Source organism: Acinetobacter sp. ANC_7635, assembly GCF_056779945.1.
The window spans coordinates 112,753-130,237 of the sequence record NZ_JBWYIS010000003.1 but is presented as its reverse complement, the minus strand read 5'-3'; the positions used below and the strand labels follow the sequence as shown (position 1 = coordinate 130,237).

The window sequence follows — 17,485 nt, the reverse complement described above, 5'->3', positions numbered from 1 at the left end:
TGTATTTAATAAAAAATCATTTCGTATAAGGTGTATTATGTTAATTTTAGGAAATCTAAATACTCTTTTGATTCACACGCTTTGAAAGCTCTTCTGCACTTTCTACACGTTCAGAGTAACGGTCAGTGAGATATGAGGACTGTCCCCTGGTTAAAAGCGTAAATTTATAAAGTTCTTCCATCACATCGACAATCCTCATGTAATAAGAAGAAGGCTTCATACGACCATCCTCTTCAAACTCTAGAAATGCTTTAGGGACTGAGGACTGATTTGGTATCGTGATCATACGCATCCAACGCCCTAAAATACGTAATTGATTTACAGCATTAAAGGATTGCGAACCTCCACAAACTTGCATTACAGCTAAGGTTTTACCTTGCGTTGCACGGATTGCACCCGCTGCTAATGGAATCCAATCAATTTGAGCTTTCAATATCGAACTCATTGAGCCATGACGCTCAGGAGAGCACCACACCATGCCTTCTGACCATGCTAAGAGTTCATGGAGTTCCTTAACCTTTGTATGTTGCATATCACCATCTTCAGGGAGGGGTAGCCCTTTTGGATGGAAGATTTTCACTTCCGCACCAAAATATTCAAGAATTCGACCAGCTTCCTGAACAGCTAAACGGCTATATGATCTATCACGATTTGAGCCATACAAAAGCAGTATTCTTGGTGGATGTTTAAGGTTCTTTGCCTGAACTTTTTCTAAAGTCGGTTTTTCTAAAAGACTAGGATCAATATTTGGTAGGTTCATTCGACTCATGCCTCTTTAAACACTTTTTTTCTCAGCCATAGCGACACTGTCACTAAAGCAATCAATACAGGAACTTCAACAAGCGGACCAATCACGGTTGTGAAAGCTACAGGTGAAGCTAATCCAAAAGTGGCAATCGCTACAGCCAGTGCTAATTCAAAATTGTTGCCTGCCGCAGTAAAGGAAATAGCAGTCGTTTTAGGGTAATCATTGCCCATCCACTTACTCATAAAGAAGCTGATGAAGAACATCGCAACAAAGTAAATTGTCAAAGGAATAGCGATTCTAAGCACGTCTAGAGGAAGGCTAATCACTTCACCACCTTTAAGACTGAACATGGCTACAATCGTGAATAAAAGGGCAATAAGGCTGATTGGGCTAATCTTTGGGATAAATTTATCCTGATACCAAGCCAAACCATTCTTTTTAACCAAAATCAGTCGGGTTAAACACCCAAGTAAGAACGGAATACCTAGATAAATAAGAACAGCATGGGTAATTGTCCAAAAGCTCACATTAATGATTTGTGCTTCTACCCCAAAGAATGGTGGTAAGAAGGTTAAGAATAACCAGGCATAAGTACTAAAGAATAAGATCTGGAAGATACTGTTAAACGCGACTAAGGCAGCGACATATTGATTATCCCCACATGCCAGATCGTTCCAGACGAGGACCATCGCAATACATCGGGCTAAGCCTATGAGAATTAGGCCAGTCATGTATTCAGGATAGGCATGTAAAAAAATGATTGCCAAACCAAACATTAAGCAAGGTGCTATTAGCCAGTTTTGAACGAGAGATAATGTAAGGGTTCGCTTGTCCTCAAAGACTTTAGGCAAAGTCGCATAGTCTACTTTGGCAAGTGGTGGATACATCATCAAAATAAGCCCTATTGCGATAGGGATATTCACTGAATTAATGCTTAATTGATCGAGTACCACAGATGCTTGAGGAAAAAATACACCAATACCTACTCCTAATGTCATGGCAATGAAAATCCATAGCGTTAGATTTCGATCTAAGAATGAGAGCTTTGATCCGGACATTGAATTACTCGCATTGCATAGAGATAGATAAGTTGCTTGCAGGTTTATTCAGTATTTCATCATTTAAGACATTGAGCACTGCATTTACCCATTCTGGTAAATCAGGATTTAATCGGTAATACACCCATTGTCCCTTGCGCTCATCTAGCAAAATTGAGAGGTTACGGAGTAAAGCCAAGTGACGAGAAATTTTGGGTTGGCTCAGTTGTAAGATCTCTGTGATTTCACAAACACATACATTTTGTCTTGCTAAAATAATTTTTAAAATATCTAGACGTGTCGGGTCAGATAGGCATTTAAAGAAATCTGCTTGATCCATCATCTACACTCCAATATATGCTATTGCGAATATACGCATATCCATATATAAATGCAATATTATTAAGTTCTGAGTTAATCCAATGTCATCGAAAGTTAAGATCTATCACAACCCAGCTTGCGGAACATCAAGAAATACATTAGCTCTCATTCGAAATACAGGAGAAGAACCTGAAATTATTGAATACCTTCTTACCCCTCCGAGTAAGATTGAACTCATTAATTTAATTGAAAAAGCAGGGATTTCTGTACGTGAATCCATTCGTAAAAATGTAGAACCCTTTGAAACGCTCAAGTTGGATCAGCAGCACTGGACAAATGAACAGCTCATTAATTTTATGGTTGAGTATCCAATTTTAATTAACCGTCCATTTGTAGTGACTGAATTAGGTGTAAAACTATGTAGACCATCTGAACTCGTTTTAGATATTTTGTCTGCGCCTCAATTAGGAGCTTTTACCAAAGAGGATGGTCAAATCATCATAGATAAAGATGGTAAGCGGATTAAATAAATCCCCCCATTAAACATAATAGAGCTTATGCGAAATGCAATCAAAATAATTATTAAAAATCAATAATTTAAAAATTTTCACCCACCCTGAAAAACAGCAAAAAACCGACTTTGAAACATGTCGGTTTCTTTTTGAACAAATCTGTCATTTTTCGCCAATAAAATTGATTATTTTTTAATCAATTTTAACTTTTTCTGAATTCAATCAAGGCCCGTGCTGGTTAAAATATCCACAATTTCTGCGGACAACTGTTGGGATAGATTAATAAACATTGAATAAATACTGGGCAGTTAGATGAAAGTTAAATGGTGAATAAAATTAAAACTCCGATTTTTTACATAAATTTACAGAGAATTAGTCATTTATAATCAAAATACTCAAGTGTACCGGGGAGTACATTTATTTAATTTAGGGATGTTTAAAGATGACTTTCATTAAATCTGCACTTACAGCTGCTGTTATGTTAACTACTGTTCAAGCTTTCGCTCAAGCTCCAGTTGCTGCATCAGCTACAACAGAAACTAAAGTAGTGGCTGCTGATACTGCTGCTGCTTCAGAAGCTCAAGCTACTGTTGAAACTAAAACTGCTGCTGCATCTGAAGCTAAGGCTCCAGCTGCGCAATAAGTTTGATTGTTATAAAAGAAGCCCAAACTTTTAGTTTGGGCTTCTTTTTTTTGATTCTAAAAAATTTCGCATAAGAGATTTTATGTTAAATGGGAGGGAGGGAGCAAAATAAGTTAACATTTTGCTTCCGACCACATTAAGCTAGAGTTTTATTTAAATAAAGCTATTTAGTAATAATTAAATTAATTAAAATCTAAATCTAACACCAGCTCCATATAACCAACCTTTCTCAGAGTTTGATTCTATTTGCCACGACGTTTCATCATTACCTTTTGAATACTCATAGGCAATGTCGATATACGGCATGATCTTTTTACTGATTTCATAGCGAGTTTCAAGCCCTGCGGTTGCACTGCTTAAACCAGTTTTTTTCGCATATTTAGAGTCATCACTAAAGATCGCATCCAACTCTAAATAAGTTTGAATAATCAACTTTTGGGTAATCAGAAAATCACGTTCCGTTTCTAGACTAAAGCCCGCATAACTGTCTTCTCCTGCATAGAGATAAGCATCAGTTTCAAAGAAATATGGTGCCATACCATGTAAGCCAATCACTGCATCAACATTTTCTTCGGTGTCTTTGCGATGATCATCGAGTTCAACTTTTTCACTGCGATAACGTGCACCAATCTGTGCATCCCAAAAGTCTGAAATCATACGGCTATATAAAAGTTTGGCATCATAATGTGCATCATGCGATTCTTCTTTATCGGCATGAACTTTAATAAAAACCTTATTTTCATCTGTGCCGATACGGCTTTCAAACTCTGACTTTAAACCGCCTGTGCCATCTTCATTGACAAACCACTTATTATCCACCGTCGTAATCGCATAAATTTGCGCACCGTGTTCTGAGCGATGATCATAATGCGAACTCTGCTGAGTATTCGCATCTGGTACATGATGTAAATGATTAACCGTAGATGTTGCCTGATGTTGTACATGATTCATCTCAGACATGGCTTGATGATTCATTGATGGCATATTTTTCCCATTATTCTGAGTGGTTGAATGATGCCCTTCGTGCGCCACACTTAAGGTCGTTAAACTCAATACCGCAACAGAAAAAATCGCTTTCAATACAAAATTAGTGATGTGCATGTTCAGCTCCTTTTTGCTCAGTTACTTGGTGAGTTTGAGTCGAATTTGTACCTTGAATTGGCATTGTAGATACTTGTTCATCGCTAACATTCGCCACGATTAACTTGTTCATCATCCCCGCACTCATGTGATACAACAAATGACAATGGATTGCCCATTCACCCAATTCATCCGCAGTTAATAAAGCCGTAACTGTTTTACCCGGTGGTACGATCAATGTGTGTTTATTTGGCATATCTACCGACTCTTGACCATTCTCCAACTGCATAAACATACCGTGTAAATGCATCGGGTGCGCCATCATACTGTCATTAATAAATTTGATACGGATACGCTCGCCATATTTCACTTTTAAAGGCTCAGCATCACTAAATTTTTTACCGTTAATGGTCCAAATATAACGTTCCATAGTACCGCCCAAACGCACGACCAATTCACTGCTGGCTTCACGAGTATCTTTTTGCGGCTCTAACGATTTTAAATCGCTATATTGCAAGGCTTTGTTACCTGCAGGTGTAGAGGCATTTGCCCAACCATAAACCACTTGATCATTTTTTTGCGGTTTTACTGCGCTATGCTGTGAATGATCCGTGCCTTTCATATCGCCATGGTTCATTTTCGAATGATCCATTCCTGAATGATCACCTCCACCATGTCCCATATCTTCCATAGTCAAAAGCGAGCGTGAACGTGGCTGAGGCATATGAATGCCGTGTGTTACAGGATTTAGTTCATTGTGTAGCGTACCAATCGCATAACCTGAACGGTCAATTGACTCAGCTTCAATTTGATAATGTCCACCTTTTGGCTCCACAATCACATCATAAGTTTCAGCCGTACCAATACGGAATTCATCTACAGAAATGGGTTTCACAGGCTGACCATCAGCACTAACCACAGTCATTTTCAAGTTAGGAATACGGACATCGTAGAAAGACATCGCAGATGCATTCACAAAACGTAGGCGAATTTTTTCATTCGGTTTAAACATTCCTGTCCAATTTTGTTCAGGTGTTTTGCCATTAATGAGGAAGGTATAACCTGTAACATCCGACATGTCGGTTTTTAGCATACGCATCTGATTCCACATTTTGCGGTCAGACCATGTCGCTTTTATACCATCACGTTTAACCTGCTTCCAAACATCACCCAAGGTTTCACGCTGATCTTGATAATATTCAGCTGAAATTTTAAGATCTTTCTGAATTTGATCACTGGTTTTTTCATGAAAATCTGACAACATCACCACATAGTCACGTTCAGCTTTTTCATGTGCTGCCAATGGTGTTTTACCTTTTGGATAAATCACAAAAGAACCATATAAGCCGTCTTGTTCCTGTCCTTTAGAATGAGCGTGATACCAATAAGTCCCGCTTTGGCGAATCTTGAATTTATAAACATACTCGCTTTGAGGCTTAATACCGTTAAAACCATTAAATCCTGGTACACCATCCATAATGCCCGGCAACAACAGTCCGTGCCAATGAATAGAAGAATCTTGGTTTTTTAAATTATTATTCACGCGAATGATGGCTTCATCACCCTCTTCAAACTCAAGCAAAGGCGCAGGAAATTGACCATTTACGGTAATGCGCTTTACAGGCTTTCCAGTTGGGCTGACCACTGCTTCATCAATAACAAGCTGATATTCACGCACTTCGGCAAAAACCAAAGGCGACGATGCAAAACAAATACCTGCTAATAGGTACGAACTAATTTTATGAGACATAACTTAACCTTAGTTTTTGAAAAATAAATAAATTTTAAAAAAAAATTGGTTAAGTTTTAGGAGGACGTGAAATTTCTTGCCAATACCCATTTAGATATTGGTTGAGGTAATAAAAATTAGGCTGATCTATAGAATAGAAGGTATCTAGGGGATCTAGCGAGCTTTGCAAAGAATGAAGACATGAGATCTGTGTCTGGCAGGATAAGCTAGAACATTCCTGACACTTTTTGTGATCTATATTCTGATTAATAGCTAAATGATTATGGCAATCGGTATTCGTTTGTACTTCGTGATTAATACCATGTTGAGTGACTTGCTGTGCTTGATCTAAACAATGATCTTGGCTCATTTCAGTTTGCATATTGATATGCATTATCTTTACTGATGCAACAGACACACTACTCCATCCTATGGCAAAAACCATAAGAAAACAAAACCAAAGTTTTTTGGAGAGATGAGTCAACACGAATGCTATCTAGGAATAGAATTTAATCCAAAATATCTTAACGGAATTTCAACTATTTACAACTCAATATAATTTAGTAGTTTCTCTAAAATTAACATAATACACCTTATGCGAAATTCTTATCTGCATCACACAAATTACATTTTTACGTTATGCCCAACTTTTCATTCAGTTCTTGTTACCTCATCACTCAAGGACGATTTTGCTACGGTGGGGTATATCAAATGTATAACCTGATCGCAGGCAAGAATCATCTAATCAATGATTTTTATCTTCTGAATAAAAGACGATCATGGCGGGTTGCATCATTAGAAACCCCGGGAATAAATTGTAGTTTAAATAAGTTAAAGAGACTCATAAAAGAGCGCTGTGCTGAATATCCCATACCCAGCGATGGTCATGAGGATCGCGCCACACAAGGCTAAGATTTTTGAATAAATACGTTGTTGAGAAATAGCGTTAAAACCTAAATAGACCAAAGATAGTACGACAAAATCTAGAAGAATCCATGTGATGATTAACAGCGTCAAACTTAAATCTATATTTGGTGTAATTTGAATAAACTGCGGAAAAAAAGCAGTGAAGAAAATAATATCTTTTGGATTGGAAATTCCAACTAAAAACCCTTTGGAAAAACCGCCATCGATAGGCTTGATCTTTGAAGAGGCAGTTTGATTGTGCTGAAAAGTTTCTCTAAGAATTTCAAAACCTAAATAGCCAATGTAAAGACATCCTAGGACTTTGATGACGTTGAAAATATGCTCATTAAAATGCAGAACACCCTTAAGTGCAAGAATTGAAAGCGCAATTAAACATAGTGAGGCAACATTAGTACCTAAAATAGTCTGTAATGCTTTTCGATAACCGCCTTTTGCACCTGTACTGGCCACCAAAATCATAACAGGGCCTGGAGTGGCAATCATAATAATGACGGTGAAAATATATAAAAAATACTCAAGATAGTTCATGAAAATACTAATTTTTAAATTTTATTTATATGAATATTACAACCTCTTTAGATTTCATACATCTCATTTATTTAAAATATTTCATAGAGTGCAATAAATAATAAAAAAAGGAAGCTTAAGCTTCCTTTTTTATTATATTATTGAATATTAATAACCTACGCTAAAGCGCTCTTGAATATGGTTATTATTTTCAAGCTCATCACTGAGCGCTACTGCAAAATCTTCTGCAGAGATTTTACTGCCTTCTTCACTAACGATAAGTTCATCTTTACCAGAGCGATATTCACCAGTTCGCTTACCAGGACCGAATTCCGCTGCAGGAGCAATAAAGGTCCAGTCAATGTCGTCCACTTGTTTTAACTTATCAAAGAACTGAATGCCTGCTTCAGCCTCAGCTTTATATGCATCAGGGAAGTCCTCTGTATCGATTACACGCACATTTTGATTTGGTACAGTTAAACCGCCAGCGCCACCAACAACAATATAACGTTTAACTTTTGATTCACGAATAGCATTAAGAAGTGAATTGATATCAAGACCTTGGAAACGTACTGCACTAATTACAGCATCTTGACCTTTCAGCTCATTTACAAGTGTTTCTTGATCATTTAAATCTAAATCTACAGTTAACACACGCTCTGTATCTGAAACTTTGCTTGTATTACGCGCAATCGCTTTGACGTAGTGTCCACGTGAAACAAGCTCTTCAAGAATACGAGAACCTGCCATGCCTGTTGCACCAATTAAAACTATTTTCATAATGCCCTCATTAAATTTATAACTATGATTATTGGAGTGCTAAATATTTAGTCATCACGATTAAAAAATGAAATCATGAATGATTAAAATGTAATATTAATTTAGCTTAAAATAAAAAAGATTAATGTATTAAATCTATGTTGATTTATAGTTAAAATAGGAGTGAGAAGTTATTTAATTATTTTAAATGTAAATTTTATGTAATTATAAGCTTGAAAAATATTCATATAAAACCAGTCTAACTTTTATTTATTGTTGAAGTTGGTTTAAAGAAAATCGCCATATATCATTTTTATATCCATAGCTTTCATCTTTCGAGCTTGGTGGATGCTGTAAGATAAAATTATGTAGTTGCTTTTTTTGATCATTATTCAGAACTTCAACAATAGATGGTTGGTCGACAATTTGATTATTTAAATTCGCAATAATGTCTTCAATCATCTTCGGATTTTTATGCGCAAGTTGTTCTAAAGTTGTGTTATTTCCCTGACCATTTAGCAGATATTGAGAAAGAAATTGTGCTTCGTTTGGTGAGATAGAATTTTGTTGAAGAAGTTCTTGTACAAGATTGTGCTGAGTTTGGACAGATGCGGTATGCGGTAGGCTAGAAATAAGAACTTGTTTAACCTTTGGATCTAAATTTGGATCCTGAAAACGTTGCTCTAAAGCGTGACTAATTTTCTGTCGAATCAAATCATTTTCAGGTAGGGATTTTTTGAGTTCATGTTCTCGATCAGTCAGCAACATCGCATTATTCAGTGCACCTATCGCTAAGCTTTGAATTTTAGGATTCTGATGTGTTAGAAATGGCAAAATTTGTTCAGCTGCTTCTAAAGGATTGAGAGAAGTAAGTTGAGTCAGGATTTCTTTTATTGCATTTTCATCATGCTGGTTTTGTTCAAGGAGCTGAATTAAATCATGTATTTTTTCTTCTCGATTCGCAGCAGATTGATCCAGTTGAAGTAACTTTTTTGCCCATACGGGTAGGTTAGTGTTGAGTTTCATATCTGCACTATTTTCAGACAAGCTAGTCGCGCGATCTTCATTGCTTTTTAGCGTCGAAGTATTATTATTTTGATTTGATATACTTTGAGTCGTATCGGCTGTCGATTTCAAATACACCCATAAAATTACTGCACAGATCACGAAGATCAAAATAACCAAAAAAATATTTTTCTTATTCATAATATTAAAATATTAAGCTGTCGTTGCCTTCAACATCAGAGATGTGAAGGCAATATAATGGGAATGATTTATTTACACACGTGTAATTGTGAGTAAGCTACTGTTGAAAGTTCCACGCGGTGTGCTTCCTCCTAGATTACCATTACCTGTCTGAGTGTAGAGCCATTTCGTAAAGCTGTCACATCGGAACGTTCCCTTTTGCCATGTATATTTGCTACAAGCACCATTGGAGTTATATTGTGAACAGACTTGAACAGCTGGGTTCGGTGTTGCTGAATACAGCGTGTAAGCGACATGAGGTCGTTGCTGATTTGAAATCGCAGTGATTTGATTAGCAGCAGATGAGTAAGGAGATTTATATCCAAAACTTGTTTTGGCCTTTGCTCCCCAATATTTTGTAGTTTTAAATCCACTTAAGCTGACATTTTCAACCACATCTACATATGCCGTTTTGTTCATGACTTGAACAATATTGTTTGAACTTACATATACACCTGTATGCCCTAATGCACCAACAATTGGAACGTCGAGGTCTCGACCGAGTACATCACCGACTCGTGTAGGATTGCCTGCTGCTAAAGTAACTGAACTGATAGTGAGTAAACAGAGTGTAGAAATTATTTTAATCATGGACTTGTACCTATTATTGGAATATCAAGTCCTGCTAGTTTTATTCAACGATGTTAACGTTTGATGTAATTCGTATTTGAAGTTGTAACAATACATAAGAATTTAATTTCACTACTCGATAATTATCTAATATTTATAAATATAGACCTTTAGCGCTATTGATTTGAGTTTCAAATAAAACTTTATAATTTCAAACTTTACATTCTTATATCGAATACTTCACACATTAAGTGCTGCATAACTATGATTCAAAATTTAATAATTTCACTTTTACCTATTCTCATTTCTCTTTTATTGGGTTGGGGCATAGGTAAAGCTGCAAACGCTCAAGTTCGCAATATATTGGTTGGTCAAATTACGTTTTTGGTGTGGTTGCTCCTCATCTCTATAGGCTTTCAATTTGGCAGTGTATTGTTTGATAAAGACCTCGGTTCAAAAATATTAATTGAAGCTTTTATTTATTCAACAGTGTTAAGTGTGATTACCTTTGGGCTTTTATTTAATCGTAGCCACTTTAAGGCTGAGCACCAAAAATCATTCAAAGATATGCTCAAACCTATTACCGAATGCTTGATTGCGATTGGAATGGTGTTGATCGGGATGGGGCTATATTGGCTATTACCCAAGACTTTATCAGGGGAAATGTTAAGCGCGATTCTTTTGTATGTGTTGATTTTTTTAATCGGAGTGGATTTGTCTACGATTAAAATTCAAGCCCTCACCATGAATCATATTAAAGTGCCATTTTTTTCAATCATTGCACTATTTATTGCGGCTTATTTGACGAGTCATATCATGACTCAATCTTTTGTCGAACTCGTTGTGATGGGGAGTGGATTTGGTTGGTTCTCTCTTTCTGGTCCTTTAGTTGCTAAAGTTTTAGGACCTGAGCAGGGAACTTTTGCTTTGATCACAGATCTTGTACGAGAGTTTTATGCGATTGCATTGTTGTATTTATTAGGTCAGCGTTATCCAAAGCCAATCATTGGTGTATGTGGTGCCACGGCGATGGACTCGACTTTACCCTTTGTAAAAAACAATTGTTCACCATTAGATGTACAAATTGCAATTCTCAGTGGATTTTTCCTGACGCTCATTGCGCCGTTTTTTATTATTTTTTTTAGTAGTTTGATATGAATCCAAATTCTAGTGCTCAGCAGAAATAGGAAAGAGCTTCTCTGAATTTATACAATTGATCCTTTGATAGATCAGTAGATCGTTCACTAAACTTCGTTATAATCGCCTCATTGATAAAATAGAGAACAGATCATGCGCGTACTTGTGGTGATGGATCCCATCGAAAATGTAAACCTCAAAAAAGATTCGACCATGGCAATGCTTTGGGCTGCTGCACGTCGCGGTCATGAGTTAGGGTATGCACTTCAGGAAGATTTATATATCGATCAAGGCAAAGCTTTTGGTTTGATCGCACCACTTAAAGTGTTTGAGGATTATAATCATTACTATGAACTTGGTGAAAAACAGAAAGAATCTTTAGCCGCATACGATGTTGTGCTCATGCGTAAAGATCCACCTTTTGATATGAACTTTGTTTATACAACTTATATTCTTGAACAAGCGGAACGTGAAGGTTCGTGGATTATCAATAAACCTCAAAGTTTGCGAGACTGTAACGAAAAGCTGTTCGCTACACAATTTCCAGAACTGCAGGTTCCGACTTTGGTAACTTCACAGCAAAGTTTAATCCGAGAGTTTATTGCTGAACATCAAGATGTGATTGTAAAACCGCTAGATGGGATGGGCGGTATGGGGATTTTCCGTTTAACTGCTGCAGGGGCAAATATCGGTTCAACTTTGGAAATGTTGACTCAAATGGGGCAGCAACCGATTATGGCGCAACGTTATATTCCTGAAATTGTGGATGGAGATAAGCGTATTCTGATGGTCAATGGTGAGCCAATTCCATATTGTTTAGCGCGTATCCCACAAAATGGTGAAACGCGAGGTAACCTTGCTGCTGGTGGGCGTGGTGAAGCACGTCCGTTGACTGAAAATGATAAGGTGATTGCTGCTAAAGTTGGACCATTCTTGCGTGAGAAGGGGCTGGTATTTGTTGGTCTTGATGTCATTGGAAACTATGTAACAGAAATTAATGTGACTAGTCCAACGTGTATACGTGAAATAGACGCACAATTTGGTACTTCTATCGCAGATACATTATTTGATGTTTTGGAAGCTGGACGTTAGCTGATCTGCAAAAAAGAGCCTAAATAGGCTCTTTTTTTTGCGTATATATTTTAAATAAATAATAGCTGGTCAATAGTCCTAGGGTGGAAAGACTTACGGTAACCCATGCGGCATTGGACCACTGGTGAGAAGACGAAACGAGAGCTGCTGTTGCTGGGGGAACAAGGAACTGCGCACATGCAGAAATTTGCAGCACTAAGCCCATACTGGATGCTGCTGCGTTGACCTGTGGTGCGTATCTAAGCGTATTGGCAAAGACGGTCGTCGGAATAATGCCACCGATAAAAGAAAACAAAATAGCGCACAAATATTGCAACTCAAAAATCAACCAATAGGGTTGTGAAAATACAACCCAGCTACATAAAATTAGACTTAAAAAACTAAATTGAAGTAATTTAAAAGGGGCTATGCCTTTTTGAAGTAATACGCCTGCGCCAAAGGTTCCACCTAAGTTAGATAATACAACCATTGACACCAAAATTCCTGCAAGCTTTAAATCCATATTGAATGAGACATAAAGACTGGGTAAAAAACCTGTGAGTGTGATCCATTGACTGGTATAGCAAGCAAAGATAACGGCTAGACAGAGAATGGGTGGATGGGTCACGGTGACTTTAACAATAGATAAAAAAGAGTTGGAGGTTGATGTGCTCAGTGCCCTTGTCGTTACAGTGGTTTGCTTATCGTCATAACGTAAAAAATGGTAAATCATCAAGGCAACCAGCCAACAAAAGGCACCAAATAATGCCCAAATGTGTTGCCAACTGAGCCATTCGAGTAATACAGGGATGGTCAAAATAGCAAGACTAACCCCAACTCCCATATAAGAACTCCATAACCCCATTTTAAAATTCATGGTTTCAGGCGTGCTTAGGCGTTTTAAAATTGCGGGAGCGCAAAGACTAATGGTGAGAAATCCAATGCCTTCCATAAATCGAAAAAAATAAAGGCTAATACTATGATCAATCCATAAGCCTGCAAAACTACTCATCCCCAATAGAATGAGTGCAAAAATAAGACATTTTTTGAGTCCTATTTTCTCAGATACAGCACCAATACACAGGGCAAATAGCATTCCAGCACCTTGAACCAGTGATAAGGATAGGCCTGCTTGGGTGAAACTTAGATTTAAATCTTTTTGAAGAATTGGAATAACAGCAGAAAGTTTACCGACATGAATTGCAGCAAGGTAGCCTGCCAAAATAATCCAAATGTCATAAGATGATATTTTTGACATTTGCGTTTAAAAATCCTTTTATTCGCGAGCTGAATCTCAATGAGATATAGCAATATCATAAATAGAACTATTGCCTCATACCATTTAGACATAAGTTTATATCCAATATGGTGGTAGCGCAGATACGAAGGAACAATAGAGCCAATACTGTGGTGGTTTTTAATGTGCACATTAATCATTATTTTGGTGCGTTATAAACTAGATCGAATGGTAAAATACATAAAAAAGGCACACCTCATAATAAATCTAGTTTAAACTCTGAAATCATATGAAAAAAACAATTAAAGGGTCCGTGAAAAAAAGTAAATAAACTTTCATGGATATACGATTGTGATTACAATTGATGCCTTATATAAAATTTTCTGTTAGCTCTTAGATTTGAAGAATTAGACCGTGACACAAGCTCAGCATAAACAACCTAAACATGTCATGATGATGGCTGCAGGTACAGGTGGACATGTATTTCCTGCCCTAGCAGTTGCTCAGGAATTACAACAGCAAGGTGTCGAAGTGTCATGGTTGGCAACGCCTTCAGGTATGGAAAACCGCTTGCTTAAAAATCACCAAATTCCAATTTATCAAATTGATATTCAGGGTGTGCGTGGCAATGGAATCGTCCGTAAGCTGCAAGCCCCTTTTAAAATTTTAAAAGCAACGCTTAGCGCAATGCGCTATATGAAACGATTAAACGTAGATGCAGTCGCTGGTTTTGGAGGTTATGTTGCAGGTCCTGGTGGTTTGGCTGCGCGTATTCTTGGTATTCCTGTCATCATTCATGAGCAAAATGCAGTAGCGGGTTTCACCAATACCCAATTGGCTCGTGTTGCTAAAACGGTCTGTCAGGCATTCCCGAAAACATTTCCAGAAAATCATAAAATCGTGACTACAGGTAATCCCGTACGTAAGGAAATTTCTGCGATATTGAGTCCTGCTTGGCGATATCAAGAGCGAGAAAAAGCCAATCAACCTATTCGTATTTTAATTGTAGGCGGCTCCTTGGGCGCACAAGCATTGAATGAGCGCGTACCCGAAGCACTGAAACAATTAGATGTTCCTTTAAGTGTTTATCATCAGTGTGGTCAAAATCATGCTGATAGCACGCGGGCACGTTATGCCGATGCTCCTGATCATTTACAGGTAGAAGTTCAACCGTTTATTGAAAATATGGCGGAAGCCTATGCCAATGCCGATCTTGTAATCTGTCGTGCTGGTGCACTGACGGTCACTGAGATTGCTACTGCGGGTGTTGCAGCCGTATTTGTACCTTTGCCAAGTGCAGTAGATGACCACCAAACCGCGAATGCCAAATTCCTAGCAGATATTAATGCTGCAAAAATTTGTCCACAAGCGACACTCACTCCTGATTCATTAAAAGCAGTTTTATTGCCACTCATGAACCGTACATTGTTGACGGAAATGGCTGTTAAAGCACGTCAACAAGCTCAACCAGATGCAACTCAGCGTGTGGTTGGTTTAATTCAAGATTTGTAAGTTTTAGAGAAAATTATGTCTTCAACGAACCCAGCTGATAAAGCAAAAAACCTGATTAAAATTCCTGAAATGCGCCGTATCAAGCATATCCATTTTGTGGGTATTGGTGGTGCAGGAATGTGCGGGATTGCGGAAGTCTTAAAAAACCAAGGCTATAAAGTTTCAGGGTCGGATATTAAAGCCTCTAAAACCACTGCACAGCTTGAAGAAAATGGCATTAAAGTTCATATCGGACACGCTGCTGATAATATTAACGGTGCGAATGTATTGGTTGTATCGACTGCGATTGACCAAGAAAATCCAGAAATTAAAGCAGCGATTGAAACACGTATCCCTGTAGTTCGTCGTGCGGAAATGTTGGGCGAGTTGATGCGTTACCGTCATGGTATTGCGGTTGCAGGTACACATGGTAAAACCACTACGACAAGTTTGGTGACCTGTATGCTTGCTGAAGAAAACATGGATCCGACATACGTGATTGGTGGTTTGCTTAATCGCTCTGGAGTAAATGCTGCTTTAGGTGCGAGTCGTTATATTGTAGCTGAAGCAGATGAATCTGATGCTTCATTCCTATATTTAGAACCAATGGCCGCTATTGTCACCAACATTGATGCTGATCATATGGACACTTATGGTGGTAGCTTCGATGTGTTGAAAGATACTTTTGTTCAATTCTTGCAGAAGCTTCCATTCTACGGTTTAGCCGTAGTGTGTGGCGATGATCAAAATATTCGTGAAATCATGCCACGTATTGGTCGACCTGTTTTAACTTATGGTTTTAACGAAGATAACGATATTCGTGCTGTAGATGTGGTACAAGAAGGGATGCAATCACATTTTACTGTGCTTCGTAAAAACAAAGAGCCACTCAAGTTAACCATTAATATGCCTGGTTTGCATAACATCCTTAATGCGTTAGCTGCGATTGGTGTGGCAACTGATGAAGGTGTATCTGATGCTGCAATCGCTCGTGCTTTAGAAAGTTTTAGTGGTGTAGGGCGTCGTTTCCAAATTCAAGGTGAATTTGAGTTAGGTGATGGAACGGTCAAACTGGTTGATGATTATGGTCACCATCCAAAAGAAGTTGAAGCAACGATTAAAGCTGCGCGTGCAAGTCATCCTGATCGTAGACTTGTGATGATGTTCCAACCTCACCGTTTTAGCCGTACACGTGATTGTTTTGATGATTTCGTTGATGTCTTGTCACAAGTCGATCAATTACTGCTATTAGAAGTATATTCTGCAGGTGAAAAGCCGATTGTTGGTGCAGATAGTCGCTCATTGGCAAGAAGTATCCGATTGCGTGGTGATGTTGAACCAATCTTGATTGATCCAGTAGAAGGGAATTTGCCAAATGTGATACAAAAAGTGTTACAAGCAAATGACTTGTTATTGACTCAAGGTGCGGGTAACGTTGGAGCAATTTCAATTGAGCTTGCTCAGAACCAGCTCTATTTAAAATAATCGTCGTTTGATGATTTGGCTAAATTGAAAATTTTATAAGTTTAAGGAACTAAACGTGTCAAATGCTTCTAAATTCGGCAAAGTTGCTGTATTGCTTGGTGGTAAATCTGCAGAGCGTGAGGTGTCATTAGATAGTGGTAAGGCTGTACTTGAAGCATTGGTACGTTCAGGGGTGAATGCAGAGGGTTTTGACCCTCAAGAACGCAGTGTGACTGAATTGGTAAATTACGATCGTGCATTTATTGTGTTACATGGTCGTGGTGGAGAAGATGGTCAAATCCAAGGCGCATTAGAGTGGTTAAATATTCCATATACTGGAACTGGTGTGCAGGGGTCGGCTATTGGAATGGATAAAGTAAAGACCAAGCAAATTTGGCAAGGTTCTGAACTTCCTACAGCACCATACCGCATTGTTTCTAAAGATACTGATGCACAAGCACTCGTTGCAGAGCTTGGATTACCACTGATTATCAAACCCGTGCACGAAGGCTCGAGTGTAGGCATGAGTAAGGTTGAGAAAGCAGAGGATTTAGCTGAAGCAATTAAAAAAGCCACTCAACATGATGCCGTGGTCATGGCTGAGAAGTGGATTACAGGTCGTGAATTTACGATTTCATTTTTAAATGGACAACCATTACCAGTCATCCGTTTACAACCTCCAGCCGATGTAGCCTTTTATGACTATGAAGCTAAATACCAACGCAATGATGTTGAATATGGTATCCCTTGTGGTTTGAGTGAAGCTGAAGAAAGAAGTTTACAAGCGCTTTGCTTACGAGCGTTTCAAGCTGTTGGGGCAAGTGGTTGGGGTAGAATTGATGCTATGCAGGACGAGCAAGGTCAATTTTGGTTGCTAGAAGTGAATACTGTTCCAGGCATGACCAGTCATTCATTGGTACCAAAAGCAGCTCAAGCAGTAGGTTATAGTTTTGAAGATTTGTGTTTGGCTATTTTAGAGCAAACCTTAGCGAAAGAATCACACTAAG

At 38.1% G+C, this 17,485-nt stretch carries 18 protein-coding genes; 7 read left to right on the top strand and 11 right to left on the bottom strand.

Features of this window, described 5'->3' with window-relative positions:
• Positions 1 to 55: 55 nt before the first annotated feature.
• From arsH to AC1M89_RS06035, 3 genes are read right to left on the bottom strand one after another with little or no spacing between them, the layout of a single operon-like run.
• Positions 56 to 760 carry an arsenical resistance protein ArsH gene (arsH, locus tag AC1M89_RS06045; protein ID WP_035264925.1) on the bottom strand — a complete coding sequence of 235 codons (705 nt, stop codon included), beginning with the start codon at positions 758 to 760 and terminating at the stop codon, positions 56 to 58.
• A 5-nt stretch (positions 761 to 765) separates the two neighbouring features.
• Positions 766 to 1,806 carry an ACR3 family arsenite efflux transporter gene (gene arsB, locus AC1M89_RS06040; RefSeq protein ID WP_481614043.1) on the bottom strand — a complete coding sequence of 347 codons (1,041 nt, stop codon included), beginning with the start codon at positions 1,804 to 1,806 and terminating at the stop codon, positions 766 to 768.
• Between the two features lie 4 nt (positions 1,807 to 1,810).
• A complete protein-coding gene (locus AC1M89_RS06035) occupies positions 1,811 to 2,125 on the bottom strand; it encodes an ArsR/SmtB family transcription factor (RefSeq protein ID WP_481586962.1) in 315 nt (104 codons plus the stop codon).
• An 82-nt stretch (positions 2,126 to 2,207) separates the two neighbouring features.
• Between AC1M89_RS06035 and arsC the strand changes: the two genes are divergently transcribed.
• Both arsC and AC1M89_RS06025 read left to right on the top strand, forming a co-directional pair.
• The gene (arsC, locus tag AC1M89_RS06030) at positions 2,208 to 2,636 is read left to right on the top strand and encodes an arsenate reductase (glutaredoxin) (RefSeq protein ID WP_481614042.1); all 429 of its coding nucleotides are present in this window, start codon (positions 2,208 to 2,210) and stop codon (positions 2,634 to 2,636) included.
• A gap of 424 nt (positions 2,637 to 3,060) precedes the next feature.
• On the top strand, positions 3,061 to 3,261 hold the full coding sequence (locus tag AC1M89_RS06025) for a hypothetical protein (RefSeq protein ID WP_481588793.1): 201 nt from the start codon (positions 3,061 to 3,063) through the stop codon (positions 3,259 to 3,261).
• Positions 3,262 to 3,447: 186 nt separating this feature from the next.
• On the opposite strand, the gene AC1M89_RS06020 is transcribed toward AC1M89_RS06025, so the two are convergent.
• The 7 genes from AC1M89_RS06020 to AC1M89_RS05990 all read right to left on the bottom strand — a co-directional run bounded on the left by AC1M89_RS06020 (position 3,448) and on the right by AC1M89_RS05990 (position 10,099).
• Positions 3,448 to 4,362 (bottom strand): copper resistance protein B, encoded by a 915-nt coding sequence (locus AC1M89_RS06020; RefSeq protein ID WP_481614041.1) that lies wholly within the window; start codon positions 4,360 to 4,362, stop codon positions 3,448 to 3,450.
• Complete coding sequence (locus tag AC1M89_RS06015) at positions 4,349 to 6,091, bottom strand: multicopper oxidase domain-containing protein (RefSeq protein WP_481588795.1); 1,743 nt, start codon at positions 6,089 to 6,091, stop codon at positions 4,349 to 4,351. Before AC1M89_RS06015 ends, AC1M89_RS06020 begins: the two co-directional genes overlap by 14 nt.
• A gap of 49 nt (positions 6,092 to 6,140) precedes the next feature.
• Positions 6,141 to 6,488 (bottom strand): hypothetical protein, encoded by a 348-nt coding sequence (locus tag AC1M89_RS06010; RefSeq protein WP_081401042.1) that lies wholly within the window; start codon positions 6,486 to 6,488, stop codon positions 6,141 to 6,143.
• 413 nt (positions 6,489 to 6,901) lie between these two features.
• A complete protein-coding gene (locus tag AC1M89_RS06005) occupies positions 6,902 to 7,525 on the bottom strand; it encodes a LysE family translocator (protein ID WP_481614040.1) in 624 nt (207 codons plus the stop codon).
• Positions 7,526 to 7,672: 147 nt separating this feature from the next.
• Positions 7,673 to 8,284 (bottom strand): NAD(P)-dependent oxidoreductase, encoded by a 612-nt coding sequence (locus AC1M89_RS06000; RefSeq protein ID WP_481614039.1) that lies wholly within the window; start codon positions 8,282 to 8,284, stop codon positions 7,673 to 7,675.
• Positions 8,285 to 8,533: 249 nt separating this feature from the next.
• The gene (locus tag AC1M89_RS05995) at positions 8,534 to 9,400 is read right to left on the bottom strand and encodes a hypothetical protein (protein WP_481614038.1); all 867 of its coding nucleotides are present in this window, start codon (positions 9,398 to 9,400) and stop codon (positions 8,534 to 8,536) included.
• A gap of 141 nt (positions 9,401 to 9,541) precedes the next feature.
• The gene (locus tag AC1M89_RS05990) at positions 9,542 to 10,099 is read right to left on the bottom strand and encodes a hypothetical protein (protein WP_481614037.1); all 558 of its coding nucleotides are present in this window, start codon (positions 10,097 to 10,099) and stop codon (positions 9,542 to 9,544) included.
• Between the two features lie 243 nt (positions 10,100 to 10,342).
• Between AC1M89_RS05990 and AC1M89_RS05985 the strand changes: the two genes are divergently transcribed.
• Positions 10,343 to 11,236 carry a LysO family transporter gene (locus tag AC1M89_RS05985; protein ID WP_481614036.1) on the top strand — a complete coding sequence of 298 codons (894 nt, stop codon included), beginning with the start codon at positions 10,343 to 10,345 and terminating at the stop codon, positions 11,234 to 11,236.
• A 132-nt stretch (positions 11,237 to 11,368) separates the two neighbouring features.
• Positions 11,369 to 12,307, top strand: a complete 939-nt coding sequence (gene gshB, locus AC1M89_RS05980; RefSeq protein ID WP_481614035.1) for a glutathione synthase — start codon at positions 11,369 to 11,371, stop codon at positions 12,305 to 12,307.
• 19 nt (positions 12,308 to 12,326) lie between these two features.
• On the opposite strand, the gene AC1M89_RS05975 is transcribed toward gshB, so the two are convergent.
• Positions 12,327 to 13,544 carry an MFS transporter gene (locus AC1M89_RS05975; protein ID WP_481591842.1) on the bottom strand — a complete coding sequence of 406 codons (1,218 nt, stop codon included), beginning with the start codon at positions 13,542 to 13,544 and terminating at the stop codon, positions 12,327 to 12,329.
• 393 nt (positions 13,545 to 13,937) lie between these two features.
• Here AC1M89_RS05975 and murG point away from each other — a divergent pair, with 393 nt between their 5' ends.
• From murG to AC1M89_RS05960, 3 genes are read left to right on the top strand one after another with little or no spacing between them, the layout of a single operon-like run.
• Positions 13,938 to 15,035, top strand: a complete 1,098-nt coding sequence (murG, locus tag AC1M89_RS05970) for an undecaprenyldiphospho-muramoylpentapeptide beta-N-acetylglucosaminyltransferase (protein ID WP_481591843.1) — start codon at positions 13,938 to 13,940, stop codon at positions 15,033 to 15,035.
• Between the two features lie 15 nt (positions 15,036 to 15,050).
• Positions 15,051 to 16,499 carry a UDP-N-acetylmuramate--L-alanine ligase gene (murC, locus tag AC1M89_RS05965; RefSeq protein WP_180028490.1) on the top strand — a complete coding sequence of 483 codons (1,449 nt, stop codon included), beginning with the start codon at positions 15,051 to 15,053 and terminating at the stop codon, positions 16,497 to 16,499.
• A gap of 55 nt (positions 16,500 to 16,554) precedes the next feature.
• A complete protein-coding gene (locus AC1M89_RS05960; RefSeq protein WP_481591844.1) occupies positions 16,555 to 17,484 on the top strand; it encodes a D-alanine--D-alanine ligase in 930 nt (309 codons plus the stop codon).
• Position 17,485: the final 1 nt, after the last annotated feature.